The 12,174-nt window shown below is 47.4% G+C and carries 9 protein-coding genes; 5 read left to right on the forward strand and 4 right to left on the reverse strand.

Going from position 1 to position 12,174, the window contains the following annotated elements:
• The first annotated feature begins 173 nt into the window (after positions 1-173).
• The 3 genes from PAHA3_RS23710 (at position 174) to PAHA3_RS23720 (ending at position 5,356) form a co-directional block, all read left to right on the forward strand.
• Complete coding sequence (locus PAHA3_RS23710; protein ID WP_062837143.1) at positions 174-2,165, forward strand: heparinase II/III domain-containing protein; 1,992 nt, start codon at positions 174-176, stop codon at positions 2,163-2,165.
• Positions 2,158-4,116, forward strand: a complete 1,959-nt coding sequence (locus PAHA3_RS23715) for a hypothetical protein (protein ID WP_062837144.1) — start codon at positions 2,158-2,160, stop codon at positions 4,114-4,116. Before PAHA3_RS23710 ends, PAHA3_RS23715 begins: the two co-directional genes overlap by 8 nt.
• 103 nt (positions 4,117-4,219) lie before the next feature.
• The gene (locus tag PAHA3_RS23720) at positions 4,220-5,356 is read left to right on the forward strand and encodes a glycoside hydrolase family 88 protein (protein WP_062837145.1); all 1,137 of its coding nucleotides are present in this window, start codon (positions 4,220-4,222) and stop codon (positions 5,354-5,356) included.
• 389 nt (positions 5,357-5,745) lie between these two features.
• On the opposite strand, the gene PAHA3_RS23725 is transcribed toward PAHA3_RS23720, so the two are convergent.
• Positions 5,746-6,351 carry a methyltransferase gene (locus PAHA3_RS23725; RefSeq protein ID WP_062837146.1) on the reverse strand — a complete coding sequence of 202 codons (606 nt, stop codon included), beginning with the start codon at positions 6,349-6,351 and terminating at the stop codon, positions 5,746-5,748.
• 212 nt (positions 6,352-6,563) lie between these two features.
• Here PAHA3_RS23725 and PAHA3_RS23730 point away from each other — a divergent pair, with 212 nt between their 5' ends.
• Complete coding sequence (locus tag PAHA3_RS23730) at positions 6,564-8,936, forward strand: Ig-like domain-containing protein (RefSeq protein ID WP_062837147.1); 2,373 nt, start codon at positions 6,564-6,566, stop codon at positions 8,934-8,936.
• Between the two features lie 257 nt (positions 8,937-9,193).
• Positions 9,194-10,117 (forward strand): hypothetical protein, encoded by a 924-nt coding sequence (locus PAHA3_RS23735; protein WP_062837148.1) that lies wholly within the window; start codon positions 9,194-9,196, stop codon positions 10,115-10,117.
• A 383-nt stretch (positions 10,118-10,500) separates the two neighbouring features.
• Here the strand turns inward: PAHA3_RS23735 and PAHA3_RS23740 are convergent, their stop codons facing one another.
• Genes PAHA3_RS23740 through PAHA3_RS23750 form a run of 3 tightly spaced genes read right to left on the reverse strand, consistent with a single transcriptional unit; the run spans position 10,501 to position 12,143 of the window.
• Positions 10,501-11,046, reverse strand: coding sequence for a chromate transporter (locus tag PAHA3_RS23740; RefSeq protein WP_062837149.1), 546 nt, complete (start codon positions 11,044-11,046; stop codon positions 10,501-10,503).
• A gap of 2 nt (positions 11,047-11,048) precedes the next feature.
• A complete protein-coding gene (locus PAHA3_RS23745) occupies positions 11,049-11,636 on the reverse strand; it encodes a chromate transporter (RefSeq protein WP_062837150.1) in 588 nt (195 codons plus the stop codon).
• A 12-nt stretch (positions 11,637-11,648) separates the two neighbouring features.
• Complete coding sequence (locus PAHA3_RS23750) at positions 11,649-12,143, reverse strand: Lrp/AsnC family transcriptional regulator (RefSeq protein ID WP_062837151.1); 495 nt, start codon at positions 12,141-12,143, stop codon at positions 11,649-11,651.
• Positions 12,144-12,174 lie beyond the last annotated feature (31 nt).

Here is a 12,174-nt window from a genome sequence, read left to right on the forward strand (position 1 = left end):
CGGAGGACCTGACGAAGGTTCTTCGTTTTTTTCATATAGGAAGGAGAAGGACTTCAGGTTGTGGAAAGGGTTCAATGGATAATTCTTCAAAAATGCTATCATATCCGGTAAAATGAAATCGATTACATTATTATGTTTGTATGACAATCCATTAACGAAGAGTGGTGAATCCAGTGGTAGATTCCATTCACGAAGTCGAAAATGAAAACATAAACAAGCGTGGAAACGAGAGCAAAGCAGTGAGTTCCCTAAGTGCCAACAGACTTCGAGAGAAGTTATCCCGGCCTGAATTGGCTACGCTATACACGGACTTGAAGTCATATGGTGAACGCGCTTTGATTGAACCCATGCCTTCCTTAACGTTCCGTCTATATCGCCAGTTCAGAGATACGGGTGAGCGGAAAGCCTATGAAGAGGCTTATTTCGATCGGAGGGGCCGGTTGGCTGCTGTGGCGATGCTCGCATTGGACACGATTAGGCCGGATGCACTGCAAGCGCTGGAAGAAATGTTGTGGGACGTGTGTGGTGAGTATACGTGGTGCTTACCCGCGCATCTGGGTACAGGTGAAATCAACCAGGTCCATGGGAACATCGATCTGTTCGCCGCAGAGACGGTACATATGCTGGCCGAGATTGTGTCCATTCACGCTGAGCGGCTGGACGGCCTTGTCATAGAGCGGATCAGGTCTGAAGCAGATAGGCGTATCTTCACCCCGCTTTACCGGGATCAACGGAAGTTCCACTGGAAGACAGCGGATCACAACTGGTCTGCTGTCTGTGGTGGGTGCTGTGGCATGGCCGCATTGTTGCTGCTCAAGGATGAGTCCACACTACAGGAATCGATCTCCCATACGATCAGTTGTATGAACGCATTCCTGAGCGGTTATGGCGAGGATGGCGGCTGTGCCGAAGGCATTGGATATTGGGTATATGGATTTGGTTATTTCACCTATTATGCCGAGATGCTTCGTGAATATAGTGAGGGCGAAATAAATCTGCTGACGGGTTCAAAAATAGCAGCCATCGCAGCCTTCCCGCTGCGAGTTCATCTGTCGGGCGGCACATATGTGAATTATTCGGACAGTGCTGAGCAGGAAGAGGTCCCTTCCGGATTGCTGTCCCTGCTCGCATCCCGGGTTGGGTTGCAGGTGGATCTGCCGCTTCATCTTCCACTGCTGACCGATGATCCCTGTCATCGTTGGGCCCATCTGTTGCGCAACGTAATGTGGAGCGATCCGGCAGTGTATGGTGATGAAGGTGGCTCTGCACCGGCTGAACGTGGATTTATTTTTCCAAACCTGGGCTGGATGATTGCAAAAAGCTCGCTCGATTCTCCGGATACAAAACGTCCGAACGGCGAACCCCTTCATGTGGCTATTTCCATTAAAGGCGGACATAACGATGAACCTCACAACCATAATGATCTGGGGCAGTTCATTATCCATTGCGGTGGTGAGAATATTCTGTGTGATCCAGGAGCAGGGTTGTATAGCCAAGCGTATTTTGCACCAGGCAGAGAGCAACTGTTCCACATCTCATCATCCGGGCATAGCGTTCCGCTCATAGAAGGCCAAGAGCAAAGCTCGGGTAGGCAAGCGCAAGCTCAAGTTTTAGCGGCAAAGTTGGTTGAGGGTGGCGGAGAACTGGATATTACATTGGATCTGACATCCGCATACTCTGGGGCTGCTTCACTAGCTCGTTATACGCGCCAATTTCATTGGAAGATGGCTTCTGACGGTAGCGGGAATGGAGCGGAATTGCGTCTCATTGACCGTTTTCAATGGAAGAGCAGGATGGTGTCTTCGGCAGAACGATTCTCTTCGGTGGATGATTCAGATACAGGATGTTCAAGCGTTGTAGAGCGATGGATGAGCAGAGTACAGCCTGAAGTGGTGAAGGGCGGTGACCTTCGCTGGCAAGGTACACATGGAACGGTCCATATGACGTATGATGCGAACCAGTGGCAAGTCCTTACGGAGGCAATAGACACAGTTGATCATGACAATGTTCCAGTCATATTCTATCGGACGTCACTATCATGGGCAGGTGTCATTAATGAGACGGATGTTCGGATAGAGAGTCCTAATCCGCTTGAAACGGTATGTGAGGTGCGCTTCATTATTGAACCGAAAATGGGAGAAACCGAGGTGAGCATGCGTGAGTAAATATACATCCGCGTCCACGTATCCATGGAAAGATGAACTCGAACGTTACCGTACATTGGCAGAACAAGCGGGTCCCGCTCCGGCAGAAGGCTGGAATAGGGATCGTAAGCTGGCACTTGTTGAGAGTATTGTTCGCGCTTACACACCTTATCAGGACAGCCAAGGCGCAATTATTGATCCATTCTCGGGTGTGGAGAGATATTATTCTACACCAGCCTATGCGATGGCTGCGGCGGTTCTGGTTGATGCGGGACGTACAGATCTTATTGATTCAGCAGCGGCAGCCCTGTCACAGAGCATTGATGCCGTGGTCAAAGGTAGCGCACCAGACAATCACCCCGACTTTTTTCCGGTGCTTATGTTGAGAGCTTATATGTTGTTGAAATCACATCTGCCTAAACAAGCGGAGATCTGGGCTGAAGCACTCAAGACCATCAGTCCTGAACAAGATTATGTATTTACGATGAGCAAGATGAACAATCCCAACCGCATGATCAACTGGAACGCCATTATGATCTCTGGTGAGTATCTGCGGTGGCGTGAAAAGCTGGCAAGTGAGGATACGACGTGGATGGATCGTTATCTGGAAGCCTATCATGTGCCCCGATTTACGGCCCTTGGGTTGTATCAGGATGGACCGCTGGACCGCCCCAATTGCCCATTTTCCTACGATATAGCCACCCGGTATCACCTTGGGGTGATGCTTGAAGCTGGTTACGAGGGAGCTACTGCCGATACGTTACGTGAGCAGTTGCGACATGGTGCGTTCAGCTCGCTACTGACGCTCTCACCGCTAGGTGAGATTCCACCACGTGGTCGCAGCTCCCAGCACCAGTGGAACGAAGCAGCCGCAGCTTATGTATGCTCCACACATGCAAAACTAGCTTTGCAGGCGGGAGATCAGGTGATGGCAGGGGCTTTTGCACGTGCGGCCAATCGGTGTTTTGCTGCTGTAGAGCGCTGGAAAATGGATGATGGGCGCCTGAAAATTGTACGCAATGAGTACGCGCCAGAAGATCGCCACGGGTACGAGATCTATACCAATCATACCTGTTACAACCTGTGGACGGCAGCAGCACTGGCTCATGCTTGTCTCAGTGATCCGGGAGACGATGTGAGCGAAGTATACCTTCCTTCCGAGGTGGGCAGCCGAGTTTTGCAGACGGATGGGTGGTTCGAAACCGTGATTGCTTCCATACCTGGTCAGCAGCTGGTATTACACACGGCGATGAATGATCCGTATACGATCCCTGGTTTGGTACGGATTCAGCAGATGGGGTTACCTGGTCTGATTGGTCCGTCCGCTGCCAGCCATGTGCAGGCTGGATTCACGGAATTTGCCGAAGGGGAGGTCCGTCCGCTCAGCTACTGTCCTGCCTGGAAGACACCAGATGGGGTATGGCACAGCCTCGCAGAGGGCATTCCATCCGGTGGGGCGTATGATCGTGACGTTGGATTAGACCCTGCTCAGGGAGGTGGTTCCATTGTGTACGAGAAGGTAGACTATGATTCGCAGAACCAAGTGGAGCAGCATTTGGCGGAAAGAGCGGCGGAAGATGTGGTAAACGCCTCTGAGAATTCTTTTGCCGTGACATGGGTTGGTCCATTATCCGGAATTGAAACATTGCGTACCCATTATGTGCAACAGGCGGATGTGCTGACCATAACGTATGAATTCGAAGGTAAGATCGCGGCTGCAGGGGCGCTCATTCCATTGATGTTCAGAGATGGTCGTGAACAGGCCGTGATTAATCATACGAATCATAGCGTACGAACGGCGTATCGGGGGGCCTATGTAGAATCTACAGCACTGGATCAGGGAGCCATTATCCATCTGGAGGAGCAGGCTGTGGCTTCCCGTAATGGGTTGCTGAAGGAAGCGCGAATTGAAGTGAGCGGAGCCCGTAGTCTGACATTTTCGATCCGATTGGGTGAGGTTAGTGATATTTAACTGATAGATATTGAGTTAGGGCATACGACGCTATAGATAAGTTGAGGATGAGCTGGAGCATCAAGCATAGATGTCCGGTATTGAATAGAGGAGGGATATGTTCATGAACACATCAACGTCGGTAAAATGGCTCGAGGAAGCGTGGCAACAGGGCGCTGCCAAAACGATTCGGAATGCGAAGCGGATCAAGGATACATTTCCACATATTGCTCCACAAGGTACGTATGATCGGAATGATCCGGAGTGGTGGACAGCAGGTTTCTGGCCTGGATTGTTATGGCTGGTCTATAGGGATGCTTCAGAAAGTGAAGCGGTCGCTCCGCTATATCGCATTGCTGAAAGTTGTGAGCGGCAACTGGAGGGTTGTCTGCGTGATCCCGAATCGGTGGATCACGATCTGGGGTTCATCTGGCTGCTTAGTGGCGTAGCCAACTACCGCCAGACGGGCAGCGCGGATGGACGGCGGCGTGGCATGCTTGCCGCCAACCTGCTCGCTGCCCGCTTCCACGTACGCGGTGAGTTCATCCGCGCCTGGAACTTCAGCTCGTCAGCAATGGATACGCGCGGCGTAGCCATCATTGACAGCATGATGAACCTGCCGCTGCTCTACTGGGCATCCGAGCAGAGCGGCGACCCTCGCTTCCGCTGGCTGGCGGAAGCGCATGCGGACACCGTCGCGCGCGAATTCATCCGCGCTGACGGGTCCATCTGCCACGTGGTGGAGTTCGATCCACACACGGGGCAGAAGCTGCGAGAGCATGGCGGACAGGGCCATGCTCCAGGTTCCGCCTGGGCGCGGGGCACCGCCTGGGCGTTGCACGGGTTTGCGCTGTCTTTCCGGTATACGGGCGAAGCCCGATATCTGGAGACAGCGGAGCGTGCGGCCGATTTCTTCCTCGCCATGCTTGGCGAAGAGATCGTGCCGGTGTGGGATTTTCGCGCACCTGCGGAGCATCAGGTGGCGTGGGACTCGTCCGCTGCGGCGATTGCCGCGAGCGGGTTGCTGGAGCTGGCGAAGCTGTCGCCACGCGGGGAAACCTATGCAGCCGCGGGAGAACGTATCGTCCGCGGCTTGCATGAGAACTATAGCTCCGGCGACTCAGCAGCGGAAGAAGGTCTGATCATGCAGGGAACGGTGCATTACCCGGAAGGGCGAGGGTTGAATGTGCCGATTATATACGGCGATTATTTCTACATGGAAGCGCTGGCGAAGCTGCGTGGACGTGAGGGGTTATTTTAGAAGAAAGAGATAAGAACTAGGCACAGGATGAACCGAAGGTGAGATCTGATCAGTAGGGTCGTGTTCGTGTTATTAGCCTGCGAGTTGTTGCATTAGATTCAAGCCATAAAATGAGTTATATATTCAGTAGTCAATAGCATCAGTAGCCAATCATCATCACCTGTCCGCGTGAGACTGTGTCCAATACTAGAAAGGATATCTCTTCTATTGGAGGCGGAGCACAACTAAGGGTAATCTTGAAGTAGACGAGTCAAGCCAAGCGGACAGGTAGATGATGTACATAAGTGAAGGAAGACGAAAGAAGAACCTAACATGGGAAGATCTCACTCATGCGGTTCCCGCTGGGGAACAGATTTGCAATTCTTATGTTCTATTGAAAGGATCAGGTCTTACTTCGAAGGCGTTCGTCTCAGGATAACAAAGTCGGCAGAAGACTGATCGGGATAGCGCTGCGGAATAATCTCATGAACTTTGAAATCAGGATAATCGAAGAGATAATCGAACAGATTACGGTCCTGGATCGTATCGATCCCCGGATTGCCGGTTTCTTTCAAACGCGTGTATAACACCACCCATGCTGTGGAAGAGTGCAGAACATCATAGAGGGTATTGCGAAAATCTGTTTCATCCGTAATGTGATATAACACATCCAAACAGACCGTCAGATCGGCTTGCAGGAAACCACGGTTAATCCACAGACCAGGTGTATATAGCATGAAGCTCTTGGACGAATCCTTGGCAAACTGGGAAGCACAGCGTTTTACCGAAGAGGCAGCCACATCAACGCCGAGGTAATCCTCATAGTTCATATATTGCAACTGGTTGCCATCCCCACATCCAAACTCAATGACTCGATGAATGCCTTCACGGTGGATCAGTCCGTTCACAACCTCGGCTTTGAATTCGGCCAATACCCCGTATGATCCCCTTCCGGAAGTCTCACCCGAACGATACGTTTGCTCCCAATATCCTTTGTAATCAAAAGGCTGACGCATATGTTTCCCCCGATCCTGTGAAATGAAGTTCAAGACAATCACTATACATAGGTTATGCGCAATATTCGTAGGTATGAATTAGTTAGGAAATGAAGAAAGAATGAATTAATTTCCACAGAATTCCCTGAAAATTTCCTGAAAGTCTAAACATCTGGAAAGGACTTGCCGACATTAAACATAAGGAAAAAAATGATGATAATCGGGGGGAAATGATGTTAAAGCCAAGATTGACCAAGTACATGGTGATGATGCTGGTGTTGATACTGAGTATATCCAACGTAGGCTTGGCCGCTGCGGCAGACAAAGAACTGTCCAAAATTGTGGTTTCCAAGAATGAAATGTCGCTCGAAGTTGGTGATTCCAGTTCCGTTACGGTGACAGGGGTATATTCTGATAATACGTCAGCAAACGTAACGATCAGTTCATCCTGGAGTACCAGTGATACTTCGATAGCAACTGTATATAATGGCGCAATTACAGCCAAAAAGGAAGGTACAGCGACGATTACCGCAGCTTACCAGGGTCAAAGTCAAACCGTTCAAGTGAAAGTGACGAAAAAGGTCAAAGCTCTTTCGAAAAACGTGCAAAGTCTGGATTTGCGCACGGGAGATACGAAAGAAATTATTTTGACAGCAACGTATAGTGACAATGAAACAAATAATGCAGCAGCAAGTACCGCAGAATGGTCTACCAGTGATGAGAAAGTTGCTACCGTTGTGAATGGTAAAGTAACTGGACAAAGCGCAGGTACAGCGGTTATCACAGCCAAAGTTGGCAGCCAAAGTGTGACGGTGGATGTTAACGTTGAAGTGGTTAAACGTGTAGATGTAGACAAACAACAGGTTAATCTGTTGTTGAACAAAAGTGAAAGTGTAAAAGTAACGGCTACTTATCCAGATGGTACAACCAAAGATGTAACGGATCTGGCGGAGTGGACATCCAGCAATGAGAAGGTTGCAGACGTTCTTAAAGGCGAAATTACAGGATACTCGGCAGGTTCTGCCAAGATTACAGCCAAATACGGTACAAAATCCGTATCCGTTGACGTGGATGTAGATCTGACCAGCAAACTGAGTGTGGTGAAACAAAATATTTTCTTCCGTTTGAGTGATACAACCAAAACGGCTAATGTCGTTGTAACCGCTTCTTATCCAAACAGCAGCGATGTGAATGTAACAGATCAGGCAACATGGACATCGAGCAACGAGAAGGTTGCAACGGTATTCAAGGGACAGATCACAGCGATTAGTGCAGGTTCAACAACAATCAAAGCAACCTATAGTGGCAAAACCGTAGAAGTTGCTGTGGATGTAGATACGGCAAGATATTTGGATATCAAAGATGTGACTGACAAGCTCGCCATGAGTGTTACAGGTGAGAACAAGTCCAAAAAATTGGTAGCCAATGCAGAGTATATTGATGCAAGCACAGAAATTGTAACTTCCAAAGCAACATGGACTTCAAGCAATGCAGATGTTGTATATGTATCGAACGGCGATCTGATCGCATACAAATCCGGTACGGCTACGATCACTGTAGCTTATGGCGGTAAAACGGTTAAATTTACAGTAAATGTAGACGTTCCGGACAAGTATGAAATGGATAAGAAAAAAGCATCAGTAGCTGTTGGTGGAACGACTTCTGCCAAAGTACTGGCGTTGTATGGTGAAACATCCAAAGATGTATCCGAAGATGCAACTTGGAGCAGCAGCAGCGACAAAATCGCTGAGGTAGATAGCAAAGGGGTTATCACAGGTGTTGCTACAGGTAAAGTAACCATCACAGCGAAGATTGAAGGTAAAACACTGACTCTGCCTGTCGAAGTAGGTATGGCTAGTGGACTGGAAGCAGATGTGAACTTCGTTGTTCTGTCCGCCAAAGAAACACAGACGATCCTTCTAACAGGTACGGATGAGGACGGCAATACGCTGGATGTTACATCCGAAGCAACTTGGAAATCCAGCAATGCACGTGTAGCTGACGTGAAAAAAGGCGTGATCACAGGTAACAGCAGTGGTAAAGCCAATATTACGGCAGAATACGGCTCCAAAAAAGTAACCATTCAGGTCGAAGTGGATGTCATCTCACGTATTGAAGCTTCCGAGCCGGCTCTGTCCCTGAAGTCAGGCGATACAGCTGATCTGATGGTAACTGCGATCTTGAGCGACGGTAGCGAGCGTGATGTTACGGACAAAGCTGAATGGAAAACGAACAGCTACAAAGTAGCTCAAGTGACCAAAGGTAAAGTCAAAGCTACAGGTTCTGGTAAAGCCAAAATTACTGCAAAATACGGTAGCAAGTCTGTCACGATCGCTGTAGATGTGGATACACTGAAATATTTGCAGACAGATAAAGTAACGTTGACCATGAAACCTGGTGAAAAGGTAACTGTAGCGGCTACGGCAACGTATGCCGATGGCAGTGAAGCCAATGTATCCAAACCGGCTCTCTGGAAATCTTCCCGTATTGCAACAGCATCGGTGAAAGATGGAATCATTCAGGCGAACGGCAAAGGTAAAGCAACGATTACAGTAACATTTGCAGGTGTGAAAACCAAAGTAACTGTAGTGGTTGAAGCGAAGTAAATTGATTTTAGTATTCCTTGCGGAATTTAAAAAGCAGAGATGACAGTATTTATACTGTCATCTCTGCTTTTTTTTTGTTGCTCGTGGATTACATTTTTAATTATTAATAGTAAGTTTTGAGATATTATTAAAATAAATCTGGATGTATGTTTAAGCATAGATACACTGAAAATTGATATTTACAACTAAAGTATATTATTACATATATTGAAATATATGTAATAATAAATGTGGATGTCATCCAATAAAACAATTATATGGAAAGGGATGATTTTTTGAATATTAAACGTATGCTTATGGTTATGTGTTGTACATTCTTAGTTACTTCCCTAATTACCCCTGCTATTTCAGCAAGAGAAGAATTTGATATAGTTGAAGCAAAACAAGAATTAGTTAATAGAGCCTCATTGAAGTCAAAGAATTTAGTGGAAATCAATGTTGATATTGATTACACGTTGGCGAAATTAACAGCAGAGGCTAAAGATGAAGAAGAAATTACGGAAGTGATGGAAAGTTTAGGTGTATATAAACTTGAGATTCCTAAGGAGTATAATGATGAGTTTTTAGGTGCATTAGCAATTGATAATAGTAATATTACCATGACTAAACCAAACATTTACTATGATAGTAACAGTAAGGAGTGGGTAGTCGTTGGCGGTGGTTATTGGAAAAATGATAATTGGATCGAACATAATCCATTGGTTTGGCCAGGGATAGGTAGGGTTGGAGAAACATATAATGTTGGTGGTGTGGAAGGCTTTGGAGTTGGTTACACTAGTATGGGCGGCACATACAAATCGAAAATTAATAGTGTATATGGGTATATCTCTGATGGTAATGGTAATGAAGTAACTACAAGCAATAGATCAGACGGAGACGGAAGTAAGGGATTCGGTTTCCAGATTCAAGATAAAATTAGAGTTAAGAAAACTTGGCTTGGCATAACTCCAACAACAGAATACTTTTCATATATTGGTAAACATTTTGCGGGATTAGCGAGATACTCATCGGATTTTTCAAGTTCAACTGGTGTAGCAACAACATACTATGTCCATACTTGGAATTCGACTTCCATTGACAGTGTTAAGTTTGGTGTATCTAGTAAAACTGCTGGGGTTGATGTATCTTATAAAAACGCTGGATCAAGTTTTCCTGCTTTTAGCAATGACGTTAGATTTTAAACGAATAAATGTTTATACTGTTATCTAGTCTATACTTATACAAACATTAGGAGAATGACATGATGGCCCTACCATTGGCTCTTATAATAATAATATTTGTATCCGCTGTAATTGTTCTTTTATTAAACACTCTATTGAGGAAAAAAAGTACATTGCAAATCGGTTTATTGGGAATTGAAATGGGGATTTTCGGTCTTTTTTTAACAAGCCAATTTCAACTCAACAGTTGGTAGGTATGGCAGGAATTATTTTATTAGTCGCGGGTTTTATTCTGGTGACTATTGCTGTGGCAAGAAAAAGTTAAACAATGCAGGATTAGGTAGAATAGGCATACCGTGAACGGTATGCCTATTTTTTATGTCTAATAATTAGATTGATATAAACTACATCGTGTGAGACAGTACCAGCGCACCATAGGCAAATGCGATCAAGATCAGAATGGCTGGGTGCAGCTTGGTCTTGGTCATGATCCAGAGCGAGATGCCTGCAATGATCAACGTCTGCCAGATACCGATGGAATCGGTGGATAGCTGACCGAATTCCCATGTGAGCAGAATCATGAGCACAGCGATAACAGGCTGCACGAGCAACGTCATACCTTTGACTTTCGGTGACGTGCGATGTTTGTTCAACAGACGAAGTAATAAAATTAGTGCGGTTGCCGAAGGTACAATTGTGGCAAAACTTGCGATAAATGCCCCAAACCAGCCTGCCACGTGGTACCCGACAAATGCAGCAATTTTGGTTGCAATCGGACCGGGAAGGGCGTTACCAATCGCCAGCACATCCCCGAATTGCTCTGTGGTCATCCATTGGTAATGGTTCACAATCTCTTCCTGCATTAGTGGAATGGACGCCGGGCCGCCCCCATATCCCAATATGTTTGCTACGAAAAATCCCCAAAATAATTCCCACCATGTCTGGAGCATCCTTAGGACACCCCCTTATCGGATTTGCCTTTGGATTTGAAGCGCTGGACCAGATCGAGATGGAAGACACCATATCCCAGGAAAACAGCGATCACAATCCCTGGATGGATATCCAGTAGCTGCAACAGTACAAAGGCAATCACACCGAAGAGGGCGGCAAAAGCTTTGCCGAGTCCCTTCCAGGCTTTCATGGCAAATTCGTAAGCCATCATGCCCAGCATGACAAAAATGACCGGCCGAACGGCGGCTACCATGCCCGCGACCACTTTCGACTCGCGCAGGGCGTACATGGAACCGAGCAGAGCAATAATGGCAATGCTTGTCGGCAAAATATGAGCGAGTACGGACACAATCGCGCCCAGTACACCTTTGGTTTTATAACCGAGATAGGCGGCCATCTTGGTCGCGATGGGACCCGGCAGGGCGTTGGCGATAGCCAAAATCTCGCCGAACTCCTCATCACTGACCCACTTGTAACGCGTAACGGCTTCGTAACGGATCAACGGGATCACCGAAGGGCCGCCGCCATATCCGAGAATTCCGGTTCGTACCATTCCGATGACGAGACCGTTGTAATCTTTCCAACCCATGCTGATTTCCTCCTAGAGTCTCATGCCCATCCGGCTTTTATAACGTTTTAACAACAGCTGTGATTCCACTTTGACGATACCTGGCATCTTGTAGAGCTTCTCCAGCAAGAACTGCTCCATCTCTTCCATATCCGCAAAAATACCGTGCATGTGCAGGGTACTCGGGCCTGTCATATGATAGAGGCTGGTGACGGCCGGTTCTTCGTCTAGTTTCTCTGCCACTTCATCCAGGAAGGGTGGTTCGACATCCACATTAAAAAAGGCAGAGACCTGAAGTCCAACCTTGCCAGGGTTGATCACAACGGTGAAGCGTTCAATGATTCCTTTTTCGGATAACGCATTGATGCGTGCTTGGACTGCTACACGTGACAACCCGATCTGTGTTCCCAGATCCGTATAGGATATCCGGCTGTTCTTGTGAAGCGCAGCGATGATTTTGCGATCCATCTCGTCGAGATTGTACATTTGCGGAATTTCTCCTCCCTTGGAGGAGCGTTTCTCTGACATGTTGACCATCCTTTTCTCTCGCTATATAAAA

Source organism: Paenibacillus amylolyticus (assembly GCF_001570725.1).
Classification (GTDB): domain Bacteria; phylum Bacillota; class Bacilli; order Paenibacillales; family Paenibacillaceae; genus Paenibacillus; species Paenibacillus amylolyticus_A.